This window comes from Streptomyces thermolilacinus SPC6, assembly GCF_000478605.2.
In the GTDB taxonomy this organism is placed as follows: domain Bacteria; phylum Actinomycetota; class Actinomycetes; order Streptomycetales; family Streptomycetaceae; genus Streptomyces; species Streptomyces thermolilacinus.
This window is the reverse complement of the sequence record NZ_ASHX02000001.1, coordinates 4,370,933-4,392,072: the sequence shown is the minus strand read 5'-3', so window position 1 is coordinate 4,392,072 and position 21,140 is coordinate 4,370,933. Positions and strand designations below refer to the sequence as shown.

16 protein-coding genes are annotated in these 21,140 nt (G+C 73.3%); 8 read left to right on the top strand and 8 right to left on the bottom strand.

Features of this window, described 5'->3' with window-relative positions; all coding sequences use genetic code 11:
* Positions 1-15 precede the first annotated feature (15 nt).
* The 6 genes from J116_RS19060 to J116_RS19035 all read left to right on the top strand — a co-directional run bounded on the left by J116_RS19060 (position 16) and on the right by J116_RS19035 (position 10,355).
* Complete coding sequence (locus J116_RS19060; protein ID WP_023588669.1) at positions 16-1,185, top strand: glutamate ABC transporter substrate-binding protein; 1,170 nt, start codon at positions 16-18, stop codon at positions 1,183-1,185.
* A 16-nt stretch (positions 1,186-1,201) separates the two neighbouring features.
* On the top strand, positions 1,202-2,497 hold the full coding sequence (locus tag J116_RS19055) for a hypothetical protein (protein ID WP_023588668.1): 1,296 nt from the start codon (positions 1,202-1,204) through the stop codon (positions 2,495-2,497).
* Entirely contained in the window at positions 2,494-5,211 is a 2,718-nt protein-coding gene (locus J116_RS19050; protein WP_023588667.1) for a serine/threonine-protein kinase, read from the top strand. The genes J116_RS19055 and J116_RS19050 overlap by 4 nt, the downstream gene beginning before the upstream one ends.
* Positions 5,212-5,214: 3 nt before the next feature.
* Positions 5,215-6,960 (top strand): PP2C family serine/threonine-protein phosphatase, encoded by a 1,746-nt coding sequence (locus J116_RS19045; RefSeq protein WP_051203549.1) that lies wholly within the window; start codon positions 5,215-5,217, stop codon positions 6,958-6,960.
* A gap of 101 nt (positions 6,961-7,061) precedes the next feature.
* The gene (locus J116_RS19040; protein ID WP_023588665.1) at positions 7,062-8,561 is read left to right on the top strand and encodes a vWA domain-containing protein; all 1,500 of its coding nucleotides are present in this window, start codon (positions 7,062-7,064) and stop codon (positions 8,559-8,561) included.
* 45 nt (positions 8,562-8,606) lie between these two features.
* Entirely contained in the window at positions 8,607-10,355 is a 1,749-nt protein-coding gene (locus J116_RS19035; RefSeq protein WP_023588664.1) for an FHA domain-containing protein, read from the top strand.
* 32 nt (positions 10,356-10,387) lie between these two features.
* On the opposite strand, the gene J116_RS19030 is transcribed toward J116_RS19035, so the two are convergent.
* The 4 genes from J116_RS19030 to J116_RS19015 form a co-directional block, all read right to left on the bottom strand.
* Complete coding sequence (locus tag J116_RS19030) at positions 10,388-11,617, bottom strand: IS630 family transposase (protein WP_449657163.1); 1,230 nt, start codon at positions 11,615-11,617, stop codon at positions 10,388-10,390.
* 78 nt (positions 11,618-11,695) lie between these two features.
* Positions 11,696-12,613, bottom strand: a complete 918-nt coding sequence (locus tag J116_RS19025; RefSeq protein ID WP_023588662.1) for an RNA polymerase sigma-70 factor — start codon at positions 12,611-12,613, stop codon at positions 11,696-11,698.
* Positions 12,610-13,803 (bottom strand): NAD(P)/FAD-dependent oxidoreductase, encoded by a 1,194-nt coding sequence (locus J116_RS19020; RefSeq protein ID WP_023588661.1) that lies wholly within the window; start codon positions 13,801-13,803, stop codon positions 12,610-12,612. Before J116_RS19020 ends, J116_RS19025 begins: the two co-directional genes overlap by 4 nt.
* A 429-nt stretch (positions 13,804-14,232) precedes the next feature.
* Positions 14,233-15,234 (bottom strand): methyltransferase domain-containing protein, encoded by a 1,002-nt coding sequence (locus J116_RS19015; RefSeq protein WP_023588660.1) that lies wholly within the window; start codon positions 15,232-15,234, stop codon positions 14,233-14,235.
* Between the two features lie 83 nt (positions 15,235-15,317).
* Between J116_RS19015 and J116_RS19010 the strand changes: the two genes are divergently transcribed.
* Entirely contained in the window at positions 15,318-15,722 is a 405-nt protein-coding gene (locus J116_RS19010) for a globin (RefSeq protein WP_023588659.1), read from the top strand.
* Positions 15,723-15,753: 31 nt separating this feature from the next.
* Here J116_RS19010 and J116_RS19005 read toward each other — a convergent pair whose 3' ends face one another.
* The 3 genes from J116_RS19005 to ettA are packed head-to-tail and all read right to left on the bottom strand — an operon-like array spanning position 15,754 to position 18,546.
* Positions 15,754-16,437, bottom strand: coding sequence for a hypothetical protein (locus tag J116_RS19005; protein WP_023588658.1), 684 nt, complete (start codon positions 16,435-16,437; stop codon positions 15,754-15,756).
* Positions 16,434-16,868 carry an acyl-CoA thioesterase gene (locus tag J116_RS19000; protein WP_023588657.1) on the bottom strand — a complete coding sequence of 145 codons (435 nt, stop codon included), beginning with the start codon at positions 16,866-16,868 and terminating at the stop codon, positions 16,434-16,436. The genes J116_RS19005 and J116_RS19000 overlap by 4 nt, the downstream gene beginning before the upstream one ends.
* A gap of 13 nt (positions 16,869-16,881) precedes the next feature.
* Complete coding sequence (ettA, locus tag J116_RS18995) at positions 16,882-18,546, bottom strand: energy-dependent translational throttle protein EttA (protein WP_023588656.1); 1,665 nt, start codon at positions 18,544-18,546, stop codon at positions 16,882-16,884.
* 382 nt (positions 18,547-18,928) lie between these two features.
* On the opposite strand from ettA, the gene J116_RS18990 reads away from it, so the two are divergent.
* The gene (locus J116_RS18990) at positions 18,929-19,705 is read left to right on the top strand and encodes an NUDIX domain-containing protein (RefSeq protein ID WP_023588655.1); all 777 of its coding nucleotides are present in this window, start codon (positions 18,929-18,931) and stop codon (positions 19,703-19,705) included.
* Here J116_RS18990 and J116_RS18985 read toward each other — a convergent pair.
* Positions 19,689-20,822 carry a helix-turn-helix domain-containing protein gene (locus tag J116_RS18985; protein WP_023588654.1) on the bottom strand — a complete coding sequence of 378 codons (1,134 nt, stop codon included), beginning with the start codon at positions 20,820-20,822 and terminating at the stop codon, positions 19,689-19,691. The genes J116_RS18990 and J116_RS18985 overlap by 17 nt on opposite strands.
* Positions 20,823-21,140: the final 318 nt, after the last annotated feature.

The following is a 21,140-nucleotide window of genomic DNA, read 5'->3' as shown; positions in this document are numbered from 1 at the left end:
GACGGGAGGGAATCGATGGACGAGCGTGGAGAGCGGCGGCGGGGCCGGGGCGCGGTCCACACCCTGGGCGTCGCCTGTCTGCTGACGGCGGCCGCGGTCCTCGTACCGCTGGGGCACGGCCCTGGCAGCGACCCCGCCGGTCGGTCGGACACGGCCCCGGTGCGGGTGCGGCCCGTCGGGGCGGAAGCGGGGACGGGCCCGCTGCGGGCGCGGCCCGCAGCAGCCGAAGCCGGGGCCGAAGCAGCGGCGGAAGCCGGGGCGGAGGCGGCGGCCGCGCGGGGCGGGGCGTCCGGCGGTGTCGCGGCGGCTGCCGGGAGGAGGGCGGCCGGGGAGGCAGCGGAAGAGTGCGCGGACCCGGAGGCGTCGCTGCCGCCGTCCGCCGGGGACGGGCCGACGATCGACGCGATCAAGGCGCGCGGGAAGCTGGTCGTCGGCGTGGACCAGAACAGCTACCGCTGGGGTTACCGGAATCCCGCCAAGGGCACCCTGGAGGGCTTCGACATCGACCTCGCGCGGGCCATCGCCACGGACATCCTGGGCAGCCCCGACGCGGTGATCCTCCGGGCGGTGCCGACCAACCAGCGCATCGCCGCGCTGGAGAGCGGCAAGGTGGACCTGGTGGTGCGGACGATGACGATCAACTGCGCCCGGGCCCGGCAGGTCGCGTTCTCCACCGCCTACTTCGCGACGGGCCAGCAGGTCCTCGCGCCCAAGGACTCCACGGTCACCGGGTACAACGCGTCCCTGACCGGGAAGCGGGTCTGCTCCGCCGAGGGCTCCACGGCGTACGAGGCACTGGAGCGGGAGTCGTACGGCGCCGTGTACCGCGACGAGCACGACGGCACCCCGCGCGACGCCGACCGGTACACGGTTCCCAACCAGCTGGACTGCCTGGTGCGGCTCCAGGCGGGCGAGGTGGACGCGGTCGTCACCGACAGCGCCCTCGCCGCCGGCCAGGCCGCGCAGGACACGGCGGTGGAGCTGAAGGGCTCCCCGTTCACGACGGAGTACTACGGCGTGGCCGCCAGGCTGGGCCACGACGACCTGGTGCGCCGCGTCAACCACGTGCTGGTGGCGTACCGTGCCGGGCCGTGGATACGCGCGTACGAGAAGTGGCTCAAGGCGGACCTGCCCGGCATGTCCGGGCCGCCCGCGCCCAAGTACCGGACGAATCCGTCCCCATGAGAGCGAGAGGTGATCGATGGCCGTCACGCGTCCCCCCGGTCCGGTGATGGACCGGGACGAGGTGGACCGTGCGCTGGCACGCCTCGGCGCGGAGCACAAGGCGGTCGAGGACTCGCTGCTCGCGTTGCAGGACCACGCGGGCCGCAGACTCCTCGAAGGCGCCGAGCTGACCGGGGTGACCAAGGAGCGCTGGGCCGCGACGGAGCGGACGATAGCGCTGCTGTGGACGTACTTCGACGTGTACACGGACGTGCTGCGCGCCGCCCGGGAGGTGCGCGCCCGGCGCCGCTGGCCGGGGCGTGAGGAGCTGGCGGAGCTGACGGAGCGGTTGTGCGGCGAGAGCGTCGCCGTACCGGACGCGCCGGTTTCCGGCCCATCGCCCGAGCCGTCGGCGGCGCCCGCAGCGTCCGCGCCCGTGGAGCGGTTCACGCTGGACGGGCTGGTCGCGCGGATCAACGAACTGTACGCGCGGTCCCTCGACGTCGTCGTGTCGGCGGACGCGGTCTGGTCGGCGCTGCCCGCCCGGATAGACCTCCTGGCGGCCGAGCTGCACCGGACCCGGTCACTGGCGCGTTCCGTCGGCGTGCGTCCCGGTGAGCATCCGGCCGGGGACGACCTGGAGGCCATCACGGAGGAGCTGGCGGAGCTGCGGGCGCGGGTCGTCAGCGACCCGCTGGCGTTCTGGCACCCGGCGGAGGGCAGTTCGGCGCCCGGTGGCGGGCGACCGGACACGGACCGGTACGACAGGGCGGCGCGGGCGCTGGAGGACGTACGCCGGGAGATCGAGGCGGTTCTCCAGGTGCGGCAGGACTCCGAGTCGCGGCTGCTGCGGCTGCGGGACCTGCTGTCGCGCGCCGACCGTACGCTCGCCGAGGCCCGCACCGCGCGCGTCGAGGTCCTGTCGAAGATCGCCGCGTCGGACGTTCCGGCGGTGAGCGGCCCGCCGACCGCACTGCACGAGCGGCTGGCGACGGCCGCCGAGTACCGGCGGCACGCCCAGTGGCACCGGCTGTCGCCGCTGCTGGAGGCGCTGGAGCGGGAGGCCGAGGAGGAACTGCTGCGCGCCCGCGAGTCGCTGACGGCCGTCACGGCGCCGCTCGCCGTCCGGGCCGAACTGCGCGGCAGGCTCGACGCGTACCGGGCGCGGCTGGCGCGGCTGGGGCTCGGCGACGACGCGGTCCTGGCCGAGCGGTACGACGCGGCGCGCCGCATGCTGTGGAGCGCGCCGTGCGACCTGCGCGCCGCCGAACGGGCCGTGCTGCGGTACCAACAGGCCGCGAACGAGGTCCTTTCGACCGGGGGTCACGGATGAGGAAGTGCCAGCGGCCGCACTGCGGCGGCGCGTACGAGGACGTGGGCGGCGGCGAGCTGTACTGCGACACGTGCGGCATGGCCCCCGTCGTCGCCCCGGACGGCGCGGTGTCGTCCCCGCCGACAGGCATCGCTGGCGGCGGGCCGCCCAGGGGCGCGGCGGGCGGCGGGGTGCCGGGCGCCGGGGCGTCGGCGGGCGGCGGGGTGCCGGGGGCTGGGGTTTCGGCGGGGGCCGGATCCCCGGGGGCCGGGGTGTCGCCGTCGGGGCGTTCGGCGCGCTCGGCGGGACGGTCGTCGCGTTCGGCGCGCTCGGCGCGCTCGGCGCGCTCGGCGGGACGGTCGTCGCGTTCGGCGGCGTCGCGCCGGTCGGTGTCGGGGCGGCTGTCGCAGGGGCTTTCGGGCCCGGTGACGGCGCGGTCCGTCTCGGTGCGCAGCTCCGGCGCGTCCAGCGGGCGTTCGGCGCGCGGGCGGCTGGGCGCGGGCCTGGTGACGGTACCGGCGGTGCCGAGGCCCGATCCGCGTTCGGCGGTCATGGAGCGGCCGGAGGTGCCCGAGCGGCGCCGGTTCTGCTCCCGGTCCGACTGCGGCGCGCCGGTCGGCCGGGCGCGCGGTGACCGGCCGGGCCGTACGGAGGGGTTCTGCACGCGGTGCGGACACCCGTACTCGTTCGTGCCGAAGCTGCGGGCGGGCGACGTGGTGCACGGCCAGTACGAGGTGGCGGGCTGCCTCGCGCACGGCGGGCTCGGCTGGATCTACCTGGCCGTGGACCGGGCCGTCTCCGACCGCTGGGTGGTCCTCAAGGGTTTGCTGGACACGGGCGACCAGGACGCGATGGCGGCGGCGATCTCCGAGCGGCGGTTCCTCGCCGAGATCGAGCACGCCAACATCGTCCGCATCTACAACTTCGTGGAGCACCTGGACCAGCGGACGGGTTCGCTGGACGGGTACATCGTCATGGAGTACGTCGGCGGCAAGTCCCTGAAGGACATCGCGAACGGGCGGCGCGGCCCCGACGGGCGGCGCGACCCGCTGCCGGTCGAGCAGGCGTGCGCGTACGGCATCGAGGCGCTGGAGGCACTGGGCCATCTGCACAGCCGTAACCTGCTGTACTGCGACTTCAAGGTCGACAACGCCATCCAGAGCGAGGACCAGCTGAAGCTGATCGACATGGGCGCGGTGCGGCGGATGGGCGACCAGGAGTCCGCCGTCTACGGCACGGTCGGCTACCAGGCGCCCGAGGTCGCGGAGGTGGGCCCGTCGGTCGCGTCGGACCTGTACACGGTGGCGCGGACGCTGGCGGTGCTGACGTTCGACTTCCAGGGCTACGCGAACGTGTACGCCGACTCGCTGCCGGAGCCCGAGCACATCGAGGTGTTCCGGCGGTACGAGTCGTTCTACCGGCTGCTGGTGCGGGCGACGGACCCGGACCCGGTGCGGCGGTTCGCGTCGGCGCAGGAGATGGCGGACCAGCTGACGGGCGTCCTGCGGGAGGTCGTCGCCCTCCAGACGGGCGCGCCGAGACCGGCGCTCTCGACGCTGTTCGGGCCCGAGCAGCGGGTGGCGGACACGACCCTGTTCGCCGAGCCGGGCGGTGAGGTGTCCCGCCTGGGCCTGCGCCCTGCGCGTGCGCGGCGCGGCAAGGGCACGCGGGCGGGGGCCGCCACCGCTGGTGCGGAGCAGGCGCCGGATGGCGGGAGCGCGCCGGTCGGCAGGACCTCGGCGGTCGATGGGAGCGCACCGGTCGGCGGGGCCTCGGCGGCCGGGGGTGGGGGCGTGGGGGCCGGGCCGCTGCTCGCCGTGCTGGACGTGCGGGGGGCGGCACTCGCGCTGCCCGTGCCGCTGGTCGATCCGGACGACCCGAACGCCGCGTTCCTGGCCGGGCTCATGGCGCCGGGCCCGGCGGAGGTGGCCGCCGCCCTGCGCGCCGCCCCTGCCGAGTCGCCCGAGCTGCGCCTGCGGGAGCTGCGCGCCCTGCTGGAACTGGGCGACGCGGAAGGCGCCGTACGGGTGCTGGAGGCGCTGGAGCGGTCGCACCCGGACGACTGGCGGGTCGTCTGGTACCGGGGCGTCGCGTCCCTGGCGACCGGTGACCACGCGACGGCGGCGGTGGCGTTCGACGCGGTGTACGACGCGTTCCCGGGCGAACCGGCTGCCAAGCTGGCGCTGGCGCTCTGCGCCGAGGCGCTGGGCCAGTTGGACAACGCCGCCGAGTACTACCGGCTCGTGTGGACGACGGACCCGAGCCATGTGGGCGCGGCGTTCGGCCTGGCCCGGGTGCGGCTGGCGGCGGGCGACCGGGACGCGGCGGTGCGTACGCTGGAGTCCGTGCCGGAGTCGTCGATCCACTACACCGCGGCGCGCGTCGCGGCGGTGCGGGCGCGGCTGCGTCGGCGGGACCCCGGGGAGCCGCTGCGGGACGACCTGCACGCGGCGGCCCGCGAGGTCGCTGCGCTCGACGCTTTGGGTCTCGACCCGGTGCGGCGCGAGCGGCTGTCGGCGGAGGTCCTGGGCCTGGCCCTGGACTGGTGGCTGTCGGGGCGGCCTGGCGGCCTGTCCCCGGACCACACGCTGCTCGGCAGCGAACTGCACGAGCGCGGGCTGCGGTTCGGCCTGGAACGCTCGTACCGGGTGCTCGCCCGGCTCGCCCAGCGGGGCGAGGAAAGGATCGAACTGGTGGAACGGGCCAACCGGTTCCGCCCCCGGACGTGGGTGTGAGCGATGTCGAAGACGCGTCAACTGTCGGCCTGTCCCGGCTGCTCGGAGCCGCCGGAGCCGGGTGACCGGTTCTGCGGGGCGTGCGGGTACGACCTGTCGGCCGTACCGGAGCCCTCCGTGGACCACCCGACGGTCGCCCTGACCACCCCGCTCCCCCCGCCACCGGCCTTTGCCCCGCCTCCGAACCCCGCCGCGCCACCGGCCGCCGCGCCACCGGCCGCCGCGCCACCGGCCGCCGCGCCACCGGCCGCCGCGCCACCGGCCGCCGCGCCACCGGCGCCCCTGGCTCCCGCCGCGCCACCGGCCCCCACCGCGCCACCGGTTGCCCCGGCGCCCCCGGCCGTCCCCGCGTACCCGGCGGCCGCCCCGGTGCCGCCGCCCGCGCCCTCGTACGGCGGGCACGGCGCCGTACCACAGGCACCCGGCGTACCCCCGGCACCCGCCGCGCCGCCCCCCACCCTGGTGGACACACCCATGGACCCGGCCGCCCACATGCCGCCCGCCGCACCCGCCGTCCAAGCGGGCCCGCCCGCACCCCCGCTAGCACCCACACCCCCGCCCGTCGCCGCCTCGGCATCCGGCACGCCACCCGAGCAGCCCGCCACGCCACCCGAGCAGCACTCCTCGGCAACCAGGCCCGTGCCCGAGCCGCCCGTGCGGTACGACGACCGGACGGGCGACTTCGAGCTCGCCGCGCCCGACCCGCGCCTCGCCCCCCAGGCCACCGGCCCCACGCACGCCACCGCCCCCACCACCCCGGGCGAAACCGACGCAATCGCCGAAACCGGCGTAACCGGCTGCGTGGCCTGCCGGGCCGGGCGGGTCTCGGCGGACGGGTACTGCGAGAACTGCGGGCACAAGCAGCCACAGGAGCGGGATCACATGGAGCGCGAAGTGGGGCGTGCCGTCGCCGCCGTCAGCGACCGGGGGCTGCGGCACCACCGCAACGAGGACGCGTTCGCCGTGTCGGACGCCACGCTCCCCGACGGCTCCCCGGCCGTCGTCGCCATCGTCTGCGACGGTGTGTCCTCCGCGTCCCGCCCCGACGACGCCTCGGCCGCGGCCGCCCGCGCCGCCGACGCCTCCCTGCGGGCCGGCCTTCCCCTCGGTACGAACCCGCAGCAGGCGATGCACGACGCCATCGTCGCCGCGTCCGACGCCGTCAACGCGCTCGCGGATGAGCCGCCCGGCGACGGCGGCGCCGGTTCCGAGCACGACGCGCACCGCCACCGCAACGCTCCCGCCTGCACCGTCGTGGGCGCCGTCACCGCGAACGGCCTCCTCGTCGTCGGCTGGGTCGGCGACAGCCGCGCCTACTGGGTGCCCGACGACCGCTCCGCCCCGGCGGCCCGGCTCACCGAGGACGACTCGTGGGCCGCGCAGATGGTCGCCGCCGGGCTGATGAACGAGGCCGAGGCGTACGCGGACGAGCGCGCCCACGCCATCACCGGCTGGCTAGGCGCCGACGCGTACGAACTGGAGCCGCACACCGCCGTGTTCCGCCCTGACCGCCCCGGTGTGGTGGTGGTCTGCACGGACGGCCTGTGGAACTACGCCGAGTCCGCCGACGACATGGCCCGCGTCCTGCCCGCCGACGCGGCCGAGCACCCGCTGCACTGCGCGCGCGTCCTGGTCGGCCACGCCCTCGACGGCGGCGGCCACGACAACGTGACGGTGGCGGTGGTGCCGTTCGCCGTACCGGGGCCGGGGCGGGAGCCCGGACCCGTACCGGGGGCGGCACCGGCCTGACCGGAGCGGCGCCCGCTGCCGACCGTCCGACGTGTGGAGCACCAAGGAGCCCCGAAGCCCCAGAGCCAGCGCCCAGAGCCAAGAGCCCAGGAGCCGACCAGATGGCGAACTTCTCAAAGTCCAGCGTGCCGCGGTTCTCGGTGGAGGTGTACCAGAACGCGTACCTGCCGGAGGGCGGGTACGAGATGAACGCCATCGTGACGGTCACGGCCACGGGCGGCGGAACGACCGGCGGCGCACCGCTGCCCGCCGTACCGGCCCACCACGTACCGCACCAGCGCGCCCCGACCCACGACGGCCCCGCGCGCGACCGCCCTGCGACGACGCCCGGCGGCCCGGCACACGGCGGCCGCGCGGCGCCCGGCGAAGGCGGGGCACCGTACGACGGCGCGACGGCCGCATCCGGTCCGGGGACCGCCGCCGTCGTGCTGATGGTGGACTGCTCCGGTTCGATGGAGTACCCGCCGACGAAGATGCGCCACGTTCGTGACGCCACGGCCGCCGCGCTGGACACGCTCCGCGACGGGGTGTGCTTCGCCGTCGTCGCCGGTACCCATGTGGCCCGTGAGGTGTACCCGGGCGGCGGCCGCCTCGCCGTCGCGGGTCCGGGGACGCGCGCGGAGGCGAAGGAGGCCCTACGGCACCTGACGCCCGGCGGCGGCACGGCCATCGGCACCTGGCTGCGGCTCGCGGAGCGGCTGCTCGCGGCCTCGGGCGCCGCGATCCGGCATGGCGTCCTCCTCACGGACGGGCGCAACGAACACGAGGCGCCGCACGACCTGCGCGCCGCGCTGGAGACCTGCGCGGGCCGGTTCACCTGCGACGCGCGGGGCGTCGGCACGGACTGGGAGGTGCGGGAGGTCGCCGGCATCGCCTCGGCGCTGCTGGGCACGGCCGACATCGTGGCCGATCCGGCGGGCCTCGCAGCGGACTTCACGCGGATGATGGAGCACGCGATGGGCAAGGCGGTCCCGGACGTCGCGCTGCGGCTGTGGGCACCCGTGGGCGCGGAGGTCGCCTTCCTGAGACGGGTCGCGCCGTCCGTGGAGGACCTGACGGGCCGCCGTACGGAGGCGGGGCCGCGCGCCGGGGACTACCCGACGGGATCGTGGGGCGACGAGTCCCGCGACTACCACCTGTGCGTGCGGGTGCCTCCGGCCGGCCTGGGCCGGGAGATGCTCGCCGCGCGTGTGTCCCTGGTGTTGCCCGATCCGGCCGGGGGGCCGCTCCGGGTCCTGGCGCAGGGGCTCGTACGGGCGGTGTGGACGGCCGACACGGCGGCGTCCGCGCCCATCCATCCGCGGGTCGCGCACTACACGGGTCAGGCGGAGCTGGCCCGGGCCATCCAGCAGGGGCTCCAGGCCCGCAAGTCGGGCGATCTGTACGGCGCGACGGCCAGGTTGGGGCGCGCGGTGCAGCTGGCGGCCACCTCGGGGAACACGGATACGACGAAACTCCTTTCGAAGGTGGTGGACGTCGTGGACGCGGCGGCGGGTACTGTGCGACTGAAGGCCAAGGTCGCGGACGCCGACGAGATGACGCTCGAGACCCGGTCCACGAAGACGGTTCGGGTGAACCGGACGCACTTGAAGAAGCCGTGACGACGGTCGCAGCGGCGACCGACGTGGAGAGGGGGAAGGGGCGAGATGCCGACCTGCCCGAACGGACACCAGTCGGGCGCCGACGACTGGTGCGAGGTCTGCGGCCACCGCATGGCCGGGGCGGGCGCGCCCGCGGGCGCCGTGCCGCCTCCTCCCCCGCCGCCCCCGCCCGCTCCCGGGTACGGCCAGTCCGGCCCCGCGGGCGGTGACCCGGACGCCACGCGGCAGACGGAGCTGTGCCCGCAGTGCCGTACGCCGCGCGAGGCGATGGCGCCGTACTGCGAGGAGTGCCGGTGGAACTTCCTGACGAACACGGCCACCTCGTACACGCCGATCTCCCCGCCGCCCCCGTCCAAGCCGGGCGGCGGGCTGAACCTGCCGCCCGGTTTCACGTCCGCGCCGCGCCCGCCGGAGCCGTACGAGTACCAGGGCTCCCGCCCGTCGCAGGTGAACCGCCCGGCGGAGCCCCTGCCGCCTGAGCCGGGCACGCAGTCCGGTCCGCAGGGGCCGCGGTCCGGTCCGCAGGGCCCGCAGGGCGACCGGGGCTTCCCGTCGGCTCCGGGCCAGGACTCGTCACCGTTCGGCGGCCCGGGCCCGAACCGCCCGCAGCCCCCGAACCCGGGCCAGCCCCCGAACCAGGCCCAGGCTCCGAACCCGGGCCAGCCCCCGCACCCCGGCCAGGGCCCCGTCCCCGGCCAGAACGCCGGGCCGGGCGCTCCCTCCTTCGGCGGCCGCCCGGGCGGCCCGAACGGTGCCCCCGCTCCTGGACCCGGCGCCCCGGGACCTCACCCGGGCAACCCGCCGTTCGGTCCCGGCGCGGGCGCCCCGACCGGTCAGAACCCCACGGGCCCCCGCCCGGACGGCCCGTTCGCACCCGGCAACGCACCGAGCCAGGCACCGGGCGGCCCAGGTGGCGCGCCCGGCCACGGCGTACCGCCCGGCCAGGGACCGTCCGGCAGCCGGCCCGGTGACCAGCCCGGACCCGGTGCCGGTGCGCCCGTCCAGTCCGCCCCCGCTCAGTCCGCCCCCGCCCAACCCGCGCCCGGCCAGGCGCCGCCGCAGGCATTCCGGCAGCCCGGCGCGCCCGGTGGTGACGACTGGGTGCTGCCGCCGCCGTCCCAGGCACACCCCCCGCAGGGTGCCCCGCACAGTCGGCCGCACCCACCGGCACAGGCCCAGGCCCCGCACGCCCAGCCGCAAGCACCGCGCGCGCCCCAGCCCCCGCAGGCCCCTCGGCCTCCGCAGGCGCAGCCACCCCAGGCGCCGCAGCCCCCGCAGGGCCACCCGCAGCCGCCCACCGGCCAGCCGCAGCCCGGCCAGCCCCACCAGCCCGGCCGGCCGCACGCCCCGACGGGACAGGCGCAGCCCCCGCAGGCGCCGGCCGCGCCCACCGGGTGGGCCGTCGTCGTGCGTCCCGACCGGGACTACTTCATGGCCATGATGCGGCGCAGCGGCCCCGAGGCGGCGAGCCTCAACCTGCCCGCGTACTCCCCGGAGCGCCGCGTGGAGCTGACCGGGCAGCAGGTGACGGTCGGCCGTCGACGGCAGTCGACGGGCGAGTCGCCGGACATCGACCTGTCGGTGCCGCCGGAGGACCCGGGGGTGTCGCACCAGCACGCCATGTTCGTGCGGCAGCCCGACGGCTCCTGGGCCGTGATGGACCAGAGCTCCACCAACGGCACGACCATGAACGGCGCCGAGGAGCCGATCCAGCCGTACGTGCCGGTACCGCTCCAGGACGGCGACCGGGTGCACGTGGGCGCCTGGACGACGCTCACCGTCGTACGCGGCTAAGTGGTCGGCTCCGGAAGTCCTTCGAGGGTTGGTCATGCTGCCAGCGCGACGGAGGATTCCTCTGGGTGATCGGCGGTATGCCGGTCGAGCCTGGCCAGCAGATCGTCCAGGTCGGAGGTGGCGAACTTCCACTGGAACGGCTGTGCCGTGGCGTTGTAGCGGTCTTCGAAGGCTCGGAGCCGGTCCCCGACCTGGGCAAGGTCGGGGGAGTCGTTGGGCGCCACGACTTCGCGCTGCACGATGGAGAAGAAGATCTCCACCTGGTTCAACCAGGAGGCAAGCACAGGAGTGTGGACCAGCACGGCGTTCGGGAACGCGGCCACAAGGCGGTCCGCTGCGGCGTTGCCGCGGTGGGAGGAGCCGTTGTCGACGACCCGAAACACGCGCTTCGCGCCCGCGCAGGGCTCCTGGCGCATCACCTGGACGACCAGGGCCATGAACGGGGCTATGCCGGTGGTCGGCTCGCAGTAGCCGAACACTGTGGCCTGGCGGACGTCGTAGGCGGCCAGGTAGGCCAGCGCGCCGCCGCGCCCGTAGGTGTGATTCACCCGCATCGCTCTCGCCTGGCCTGGTGCCAGGGCGGGATGGCAGCGACAGCGGGCCTGGATGGAGGTCTTCTCGTCCGCGCTGATCACGTACTCGTCCGCGCCGAGCGGGATGCCGTCCCAAATGCGGGCATACAGGTCCAGCACGCGCTCGGCCTTGGGCCGGAAGTCCGGGTCGGTGATGAAGATCCACGAACGGTGCTGCCAGGGCTTGAGCGCGTCCTGGCCGAGCCAGCGGCGCACGGTGGACGTCGACGGGAAGGGCGCGATGCCACGCTCGACGGCCTCGCGGGCCAGCTCCGGGCACGACCAGCGCGACAGCGGCGCGCCGGCCTCGGCCGGAAGCTGGCAGGCCAGCGCCTTGACCTGCGCAGCTTGCAACGCGGTGAAAGTGGCGGGCCGCCCCGGGCGCTGGCGGTCGGCCAGGCCCGGCAGGCCCAGCTCGGCGATCCGGCCCCGCCACGTGCGCACGGTGTCCACGTGCACTCCCACCTCAACGGCGATCCGCGCGTTGGACCTACCCCGAGCCGCCCGGAGGACGATCTGCGCCCGCAGCCTGGCCCGGTAACCGGTCTTATGGCCCCGGGCCGCCTTCTTCAACCGGTGCCGCTCGGCGGCGGTCAGGACTATCGGGCGCGCGGCAGCAACAGGCAAGGCAGGCGAGCCGTTCAGAAGAAGTGGATCAGGACGGCCGCAGCCTGCCGCATCCGCTTCCACTGGGGGCCGGGCTGTGCTGGGGCAGCTGGCCCGGGCGCTCACAGTGATTCCGGAGGGCGTCGACAACGATCAGGCGGTTCAGGAGAGTTCGTGCCGAGTTCCGTCGGCGACTGCGTGGAGCTTGTCGGGGTTGGCCACGTTGTGGATGGTCGAGATGCGGCCTTCCGGATCGAAGTCGAAGGTCAGCGTGGCGACCACGCGGTCAGGGCCGTGGAAGACCACGCCCGGGCCGCCGTTGATCCAGGTGAGCTCTGCCCGCATCTGCCCGGGCTCGATGCCCTGGTAGGTCGCGGTGCCGAGCGCGGCGAACCAACGGGCCACGGTTTCCAGGCCGACGACCGGCTTGAGGGCCTGGCGGACCTTGCCGCCGCCATCGGTCCACAGGGTCACGTCCGGGGAGAGCAGCTCCATGAGGGTGTTGATGTCCCCACCCGCCGTCGCCGCGAAGAAGCGCTCGGTGACGTCGCGTTGGCGGGCGCGGTCCGCGGTGAAACGGGGCCGGCGGGCCTGGACGTGCTCGCGGGCGCGGTGCGCGGCCTGCCGGACCGCCGCCTCCGAGCGTTCCACCGCCTCCGCGATCTCCGCATAGCTGAAGGCGAAGACCTCCTTCAGCACGAAGACCGCGCGCTCCAGGGGACTCAGCGTCTCCAGCACAACCAGCAGGGCCATGGAGACCGAGTCCGTCGTGGCGACGCCGTCAGCTGCGTCCGGGCCGGTGAGGATCGGCTCGGGGAGCCATGGCCCGACGTAGGTCTCGCGCTGGTGGCGGGTCGAACGAAGACGCTCCATCGCCAGGTTGGAGACGATCCGGGTCAGGTAGGCCTTGGGGTCGGCGACGTGGGAACGGTCGGCCGCCGACCACTTGAGCCAGGCATCCTGGACCACGTCCTCGGCATCGGCGGCGGTGCCGAGGATGCGGTAGGCGACGGAGAAGAGCAGGGTGCGGTACTGCTGGAAGGCAAGCTGGTCGGGGCCGGCCTGCTGCGGCTGGGTCACTTGGCGCTCCGAATCCGGGTGTAGCGGCCGCCGTGCGGCCAGAACGCGCCCGAGGCGGGCATCTTCTTCATGCGGGCGAAGGTCGGCCACGGCGCGGCGGTGACCGTCTCCTTGTACTTTGCGGCTCGCTTGCCGGTCAGCACGATCCGGCGCGGGCTGTCGTCGGGGTGGGTGAACTGCACGACGGCGTCGTTCCGGCCCAGACTGACAGGTGTGTGGTAATAGCCGAAACGGAAGGGCTTGGGCTCCTTGCCGGCCAGCACCCGCAGGATCGAGAGGGCCGCGTGCACGCCGGTGGGCATACCCCCCTGACAGGTCCCGTGCATCACGCCGTAGCCCTGGCGGATCGCCGCCGCATCGCCCACGGCATAGACGTCCGGGTGGGAGACCGAGCGCAGCGCGCTGTCGGTGACCACACGGCCGCGCTCGTCGACGGTCAGGCCCGCGGCGGCCGCCAGCGGCGAGACACGGGTGCCGCTGGTCCACAGCACCGCGCCCGCCGGGATGCTGGAGCCGTCCGCGAGCTCGACACTGCCCGGCAGCACCTTGGCCACCTCGACGCCGCTGCGCACCCGCACGCCAAGCCGGGCGAGCGCCGCGTCCATGTAGGCCTTGGCCTTCGGGTGCATGCTCGCGCCCGGCTCCTGCCGGCCCAGCAGCACCACCTCGAGCTCCGGGTGCCGCTCGGCGATCTCCGCGGCGGCCTCGACGCCGGTGAGGCCGCTGCCGCCGACCACGACGGTCCCACCGTCGAGCCGGGTCAGCCGGTCGGCGAGGATGGCGGCGTCCTCCGGGCTGTCAAGGGTGTAGGCGTGGTTGTCCACGCCGGGGACGGCGACGGTGTTCGCGATGCTGCCCAGGCCGTAGACCAGGGTGTCGTAGCGCAGGACCCGGTCGTCGTCGATCCGGACGGTCTTCGTCTCGGCGTCCACGGCGGTGACCCAGCCACGGACGAAGCCGGTGCCGGTGCCGTCCAGCAGCCCCGGGATGTTCATCTCGGCCGTCTCCTGACCGGTGGCGGTCATGTGCAGTCGGAGCCGCTCGGTGAAGGTGTCGTAGGGGTTGACCAGCGTCACTCGCAGGTTTCCGCGTTTCCTGGTGCGGGCCGCGAGCTGGATCGCGGCGGAGAGCCCGGCGTAGCCGGCGCCCAGGACCAGGACCTTGTGCTGCTGCGTTGCTGTCGCGTTCATCGCTCTGCTGTCTCTTTCGTGTCGGTCGTTCCCGCTGTGCGGACGACCACCAGACGCAAGCTGCCCTTCCGTTCGTGACATGGAGTCGATGTGACCTGCGCCACATCGAGAGCAGAGAGCGTGCGCGGCAATAGCACTCCGAGCACCGCGACGCGCCGCATTCACTCATGATCGACTGGCTTCGCATGGGAACTGACGGAACAACAGGAGCCGCAGGTCAGCGGCAGGGCCTGCTGCTTCCACGCCGCCCGCGAGTACGACCGCCTCTACGCCACCCCCGACCAGCGGAACAACGCTCTCCCCCCTTTGATCGCGGGCCTTACTCGAGACGAACCGCTTCCAGATCACCGATCGCCATCACCTCGGCACTTGAGCGGCGCCCACGATCGACTCCGGAGTCAACCCTCGAAGGACTCCTGGAGCCGACCACTAAGCACCGGCCGGAGAACGCGCCGGTCCCCCGAGGGCCCAGCTGTAGGGGCCCCCGGGGTCGTCCAGCCACGCCCACTGCCGCCCTCCGCGGACGGTCACGCCGTACCGTTCGCGGTCCGGGCGGCCCTCGCGCCGCCACAGGGCGTACGCCTCGTACGGGTCGAGGCTCTCCGACGCCAGGGTCAGCAGGAACCGGAACAGGTCGCTGTCCAGCGCCCGCCGGGGCAGCCCGCCCGTACGCGGCTCGGGCGCGGCGGGGAGGGCGCCGCGCACCGGGACGAAGTACGCGGACGTGTGCAGGAAGCGGCCCTCCGCGTGTCCGGCGTCCTCGACGCGCAGCCGCACGATCCCCGTGGACAGCGGGGTGACCACGATCGCGTCCGGTCGGCACTGGCCGAGCCAGGCCGCGGGCACGGACGGCATGGCGCAGGTGGCGATGATCCGGTCGAAGGGCGCCCGGCCCGGGCAGCCGAGGGCGCCGTCGCCGGTGACGACGGCCGGGTGGTACCCGGCTTCGTGGAGGTGGGCGCGGGCGGCGTCGGTGATGTCCGTGTCGAGATCGACGGTCGTGACGCGGGAGTCGCCCAGACGGTGGGAGAGGAGCGCCGCGTTGTACCCGGAGCCCGCGCCGATCTCCAGCACCGTGTCGCCGTCGCGTACGTCGAGGGCGTGCAGCATGTCGGCCATGAGGGACGGCTGGCTCGCGGACGACAGGAGGTCGTCGTCGCGCAGCAGGGTGCCCAGCGGCCGGTCCTCGTAGGCGCCCTCCAGCCAGCGCAGCCGGTCCAGGGGGTCGGGGTCGTCGCGCGACAGCCGCTCGTACCCGCCGAAGGCGCCGACGTGGTAGACGGGGACGAACAGGTGGCGGGGCACCTCGGCGAACGCCGCCCGCCAGGTCGGGTCGGGCAGGCACCCCTCGGCGTCGAGCGCGGCGACCAGCCTGCGCCGCGCCTCGGCGGCGTCCTCGGCGAACGGGTCCTGCCCTCGCACCACACCCATATACCCACTATGACCGTTTCGTCCGCCAGGAGGGGGGTCCTAGGGCCCCGGTCTTCCGTCGGCGGGTCTGAGACGATGGACGGGTGAATGAGATTCCGCGCGGCACTCTCCAGGAGCAGACGTTCTACGACCAGGTGGGCGGCGAGCAGACGTTCCGGCGGCTCGTCCACCGTTTCTACCAGGGCGTCGCCGAGGACCCGCTGCTGCGGCCGATGTACCCGGAGGAGGACCTGGGCCCGGCCGAGGAGCGGCTCGCGCTGTTCCTGATGCAGTACTGGGGCGGCCCCCGCACGTACAGCGACCACCGCGGGCACCCGCGGCTGCGGATGCGGCACGCCCCGTTCGTGGTGGACCGGGCGGCGCACGACGCGTGGCTGAAGCACATGCGGGTCGCCGTGGACGAGCTCGGGCTCTCCGAGGAGCACGAGCGCCAGCTGTGGAACTACCTGACGTACGCGGCGGCGTCGATGGTCAACACCGCGGGCTGAACCACGGCTGGAGAATCCGGACCGGCGGGCCTCAGGGGTGGCGCAGGGGCGTGACGCCCAGCTGCCCGAGGCCCGTCGCCGTGCGTACGGCCACGGAGCCGTACGGGGTGCGCAGCCGCAGCCACGGCCCGGCTGCGAGCAGCACCACGGGCACCTCGTGGGGGAGGGCCCCGGCGGGCGGCAGGAACCCCAGCGACTGGGCGGCGTGCGCGGCGCGCAGCGGCAGGCCCGTACCGGCGACGGTGCGGGACCATATCTCGCGGCCGATCCGGTCGCGTTCGGAGCGGGTGCGGTGCTGCGGCGGCAGTTCCCCGTCGCGCGTGCGGAACTCGGCGACGGCCTCGGCGACGGCGCCGCGCAGCCCGGCGGCGTCCGGGAGTCCCGCGACCTCGCGCCAGCCGCCGCGCGGCGGGAGGAGCCCGCTCCACGGCGGGCCGGTGACGGGCGCGGGCACGATCGCCTTGCCCGCCGCCTCCTCGATGCCGTCGAGCAGCTCACCGGCGGAGACGGTCGTGTCGAGGGGCGTGTCGTCGTGGAGGGCGGCCGTGCGGACGGCGATCACCTCGAACGACGGGGGGCGGCCGAAGACGGCCAGGGCCCCGTCTCCCGCCTGGAGGCGGACGGCGGCGGCCCGGTCGTAGTGGACGAGCCGGGCCAGGAAGGCGGCGATGCCCGCCGCCTCCCTGGGCTCGACGAAGTGCAGCGGGGCCGTCATGCGACGGCGCCCTCCGAGCGCATCCCGTCGTCCACGTACTCCTGGAGGAACTCCCGCTCCTCGGCGGTGATGCGGCGCGGGCGCTGCGCCTCCAGGTCGTAGGGGACGACGACGGTGGAGGCGCGCACGTACACCTGGTCGGGGTCCTTGATCTCGTACGCGATCGTCAGGGACGCCGCGCCGATCTTGGTGACCCAGGACTCGATGGTCACCGGCTCGTGCCGGTGGACCAGCGGCCGCAGGTAGTCGATCTCGTGGCGGGCCACGACGGACCCGCCGGAGAACGACGGGGAGCCGTCCCCGGGCGCCAGCCGGAACATGAAGTCGATCCGCGCCTCTTCCAGGTAGCGGAGGAAGACCACGTTGTTGACGTGCCCGAAGGCGTCCATGTCCGACCACCGCAGGGGGCAGCTGTAGATGTGCCGAGCCACTCGAAGCGCCGCCTCAGCCTCGGGTGAGCTTCTTGTACGTGGCGCGGTGCGGCCGGGCCGCGTCCGGGCCGAGGCGCTCGACCTTGTTCTTCTCGTACGACTCGAAGTTGCCCTCGAACCAGAACCACTTGGAGTCGCCCTCGTACGCAAGGATGTGCGTGGCGACGCGGTCGAGGAACCAGCGGTCGTGGGAGACGACCACGGCGCAGCCGGGGAACTCCAGCAGCGCGTTCTCCAGGGAGGACAGGGTCTCGACGTCGAGGTCGTTGGTCGGCTCGTCGAGGAGCAGCAGGTTGCCGCCCTGCTTGAGGGTGAGCGCCAGGTTGAGGCGGTTGCGCTCACCGCCGGAGAGGACACCGGCGGGCTTCTGCTGGTCCGGGCCCTTGAAGCCGAAGGCGGAGACGTAGGCGCGGGACGGCATCTCGACCTGGCCGACGTTGATGTAGTCCAGCTCGTCGGAGACGACGGCCCACAGCGTCTTCTTCGGGTCGATGTTCTCGCGGCTCTGGTCCACGTAGCTGATCTTGACCGTGTCGCCGACGCGGATGGCGCCGGAGTCGGGCTGCTCCAGGCCCTGGATCATCTTGAACAGCGTGGTCTTGCCCGCGCCGTTCGGGCCGATGACGCCGACGATGCCGTTGCGCGGGAGGGTGAAGCTGAGGTCGTCGATGAGGACCTTCTCTCCGAACGCCTTGCTGAGGTTCTCGACCTCGACGACGACGTTGCCCAGGCGGGGGCCCGGCGGGATCTGGATCTCCTCGAAGTCCAGCTTCCTGGCCTTCTCCGCCTCTGCGGCCATCTCCTCGTAACGGGCGAGGCGGGCCTTGGACTTGGCCTGGCGGCCCTTGGCGTTGGAGCGGACCCACTCCAGCTCTTCCTTGAGCCGCTTGGCGCGCTTGGCGTCCTTCTGCCCCTCGACCTTGAGACGGGCCTGCTTGGTCTCCAGGTACGTCGAGTAGTTGCCCTCGTACGGGTAGGCGCGACCGCGGTCGAGCTCCAGGATCCACTCGGCGACGTTGTCGAGGAAGTACCGGTCGTGGGTGATCGCGACGACGGTGCCGGCGTACTTGGCGAGGTGCTGCTCCAGCCACTGGACCGACTCGGCGTCCAGGTGGTTGGTGGGCTCGTCGAGGAGGAGCAGGTCGGGGGCCTCCAGCAGCAGCTTGCAGAGCGCGACACGGCGCTTCTCGCCACCGGAGAGCTGGGTGACCGGCCAGTCGCCGGGCGGGCAGCCGAGGGCGTCCATGGCCTGCTCGAGCTGGGCGTCGAGGTCCCAGGCGTTGGCGTGGTCGAGCTCCTCCTGGAGCTTGCCCATCTCCTCCATGAGCTCGTCGGTGTAGTTGGTCGCCATCTCCTCGGCGATCGCGTTGAACCGGTCGAGCTTGCCCTTGATCTCGGCGACGCCCTCCTGGACGTTCTCCAGGACGGTCTTGCTCTCGTTGAGCGGGGGCTCCTGGAGGAGGATGCCGACCGTGTAGCCGGGCGACAGGAACGCGTCGCCGTTGGAGGGCTGCTCCAGGCCCGCCATGATCTTGAGAACGGTGGACTTACCGGCGCCGTTCGGGCCGACCACACCGATCTTCGCGCCGGGCAGGAAGCTCAGCGTCACGTCATCGAGGATGACCTTGTCGCCGTGCGCCTTGCGCGCCTTGCGCATCGTGTAGATGTACTCAGCCAAGAGAAACCGTCCGGCAATCAGTAGGGGTCGATTCGCGGCTCCGCCGCATGAGGGCAGATACACCCCATCTTGCCTGACCGCCACCCCCAGACGAAAACGAGTAGGTCGGGGGCCTCTGACCTGCGGCCAGGTGCGGACCGCTTCGAGTTGATCAGGTGGTCATTGGTGGTCATCGGTGACCGTTGGCGGCCCTCTGACGGCCCAGAGACGGCCCAGAGAAGGCCGGGAAGCGCAGCTCAGACGGCTAAAAACCTTGGACACGCACCCTCGCTTCCGGCGCGGGTGACGGCGACGAAGAGAGATTCGAATGGCAGAGTCAATCACTCGGCTCCCTCGATACGCTGGCCAGCAACAGCCGTCGATCCGGGAGTGTGCGCCGAGGATGGGACCCAAGACGCAGAGGGTCTACGAGACGATCCGTTCCTGGATCGAGTCGGGTCGGTACGGACCGGGAGACAAGCTGCCGTCGGAACGCGCGCTGAGCGCCGAGTTGGAGATCGGCCGTACAGCGCTCCGCCAGGTCATGGCCCGGCTCGCCAACGAGCGGTTCATCAAGGCGTACGACCGCAGCGCCTACCGGGTCGCGGGCGGCGAAGGCGTCCCCACGCCGCCCGACCTGGATTCATGGCAGATTCACGGCAGCCGCCGCATCTACGAGAACCGCTGGGTGAACCTGGACCTGGTGGATGTCGAGCCGCCCGGCGTGGCGCGCTTCGAGCACCATGTAGTCCGGCTGCACCACGTCGCGATCACCGCCGTGGTCGATGACCAAGAGCGCGTCCTCATGTTGTGGCGGTACCGCTTCGTCCCCGACCAGTGGGGTTGGGAGCTTCCCGGCGGCATCGTGGACGCGGGCGAGGACGCCGCTGTCACGGCCGCGCGTGAAACCGAGGAGGAAACGGGCTGGCGCCCGGCGAAGGTCGAGCACGTCGTCACGTACCAACCCATGATCGGCATGGTGGACTCGCCACACGAGATCTTCGTGTCGCACGGCGCCACAAAGGTCGGTGAGCCGACCGACGCGGAGGAGGCCGGGCACGTCGCCTGGATTCCCCTGAACGAGATTCCCAGGCTCATGAGCGAGGGCAAGCTGATGGGGTCAGGAACGCTGGTAGCTCTCCTTCACCTTCTCTCGTCGCGGCCTACAGCCGCCCGGTAAGCAGCTCCACGCGTCGGCGGTACCGCACAGACCCCGTTCGGTTCGCCAGCAACCTGGCCTGCTGTAGATGGGTGCGCGCATCGTCCAGCTCACCACGGGCGAGGTGCGCTTGCGTGAGGTCGCAGTGCAGGCCCGACCGCGCGCGCACGAAGGACGGGTCAGCACTGTTCAGGGAGGTGTACAGCTCCTCCATCGCTGACCCGTCTCCGAGCTTGGCCAGCACGTTTCCGCGCCATCGGGCAAGGTGTCCCGTGTTGAGGAAGATGCTCAGCATGTCGGGATCGCGCGCCTCTCCGTCGTCCGGCAGCAGCGCTGTTGCCCGATCCATGGCCGCCCGTGCGTCCGACTCCATACCGGCCCCGGCGGCGGCACACAGTTCGGCCTCCGCTGCGGCGAGCCACGCGCGCAGCCGGGGCGACTGCCGCTCGGGCTGGGTCTGCTGCGCGCTTCGCACCAATTGGACGGCGAGCTGCGGGCGGCCGGCGTCGGCCAGCACATAGGCCTGCTCGCCCATGGCATGCGCCAGGTACAACGGCGACTCTGCGTCCTGGGCCGCCTTCCTGGCCAGCTCGTAGCGCCTCCACGCCCGTTCGACGGCGCCCGCGTCCAGGGCCTGCCACGCGGCGAGGGTGGAGGCCCCGGCCAAGGCCGTCGCGATGGGGCGTCGCGTGCCCGGCAGAACCGCGAAGGTCAGTGCGTCCTCCATGGCCGCGAGGTGACCGTTCATCTGGTCGATCAGGCCGGTCGCACCCATCTGCCGGTCCATGGTCCGCAACAACTCAGTCTGGTCGTAGAACGACTGGACCATGGACTCACTGAGGCTGCCCGCCAAGTCGATGCGGCTCAGGAGATCTCCGTACCCGTCCGCTTGGGGAGGCGGTGACTCAACCTCCCCTCGCAGCTCAGCATCGGTGACACCGAGAAGCGGCCGCAGGATCGCGGCGTACCGGTCACTGACCGTACGGTGCCCGTTCTCCCACTCTGAGACGTACGTCTTCAGGCTCGCCGCCGAGGCGATGTCCAAGAGCCGTCGCTCCGCGAAGCGCTGCATCTCGTAGACCAAACGGTCCTGCGACCAGCCTCGCGCCGCCCTGGCCGCCCTTAACCCCGTCGCCATGCCGCCTCCATAAAGCCGCAGGTGAGAGCTGGTTAACACCCCTGAGGTTAACCCCCGTTGGCTACCGAGGCACCCCGTTCCGGCCGTTCCCTGGAGACACGCGCCGACACCAGTCGCACCGCAGGGGTTGCATCTGGTGCGCACCAGATGCCAATCTGTTGGTGCGCACCAGATGGCTCCTTGGAGCCGAATGGCGCGCATGGGAGGGCCCTCTTCGGGCTGCCCCGTCGCCCGGAGGGCCCGTGAAACGGCTCGAAGGAAGCGATTGCTGGCTTGAGAACTCAACAGGGGACAGACATTCAGGCATCTGCGACAAGC

Bases quoted from the DNA above. Each gene is read 5' to 3' on its own strand.
- J116_RS19060 (WP_023588669.1), top strand. From the start codon at position 16: ATGGACGAGCGTGGAGAGCGGCGGCGGGGCCGGGGCGCGGTCCACACC.
- J116_RS19020 (WP_023588661.1), bottom strand. From the start codon at position 13,803: ATGAACGCGACAGCAACGCAGCAGCACAAGGTCCTGGTCCTGGGCGCC.
- J116_RS19055 (WP_023588668.1), top strand. From the start codon at position 1,202: ATGGCCGTCACGCGTCCCCCCGGTCCGGTGATGGACCGGGACGAGGTG.
- J116_RS19045 (WP_051203549.1), top strand. From the start codon at position 5,215: ATGTCGAAGACGCGTCAACTGTCGGCCTGTCCCGGCTGCTCGGAGCCG.
- J116_RS19005 (WP_023588658.1), bottom strand. From the start codon at position 16,437: ATGACGGCCCCGCTGCACTTCGTCGAGCCCAGGGAGGCGGCGGGCATC.
- J116_RS18990 (WP_023588655.1), top strand. From the start codon at position 18,929: ATGGGACCCAAGACGCAGAGGGTCTACGAGACGATCCGTTCCTGGATC.
- J116_RS19050 (WP_023588667.1), top strand. From the start codon at position 2,494: ATGAGGAAGTGCCAGCGGCCGCACTGCGGCGGCGCGTACGAGGACGTG.
- J116_RS18985 (WP_023588654.1), bottom strand. From the start codon at position 20,822: ATGGCGACGGGGTTAAGGGCGGCCAGGGCGGCGCGAGGCTGGTCGCAG.
- J116_RS19035 (WP_023588664.1), top strand. From the start codon at position 8,607: ATGCCGACCTGCCCGAACGGACACCAGTCGGGCGCCGACGACTGGTGC.
- J116_RS19015 (WP_023588660.1), bottom strand. From the start codon at position 15,234: ATGGGTGTGGTGCGAGGGCAGGACCCGTTCGCCGAGGACGCCGCCGAG.
- J116_RS19040 (WP_023588665.1), top strand. From the start codon at position 7,062: ATGGCGAACTTCTCAAAGTCCAGCGTGCCGCGGTTCTCGGTGGAGGTG.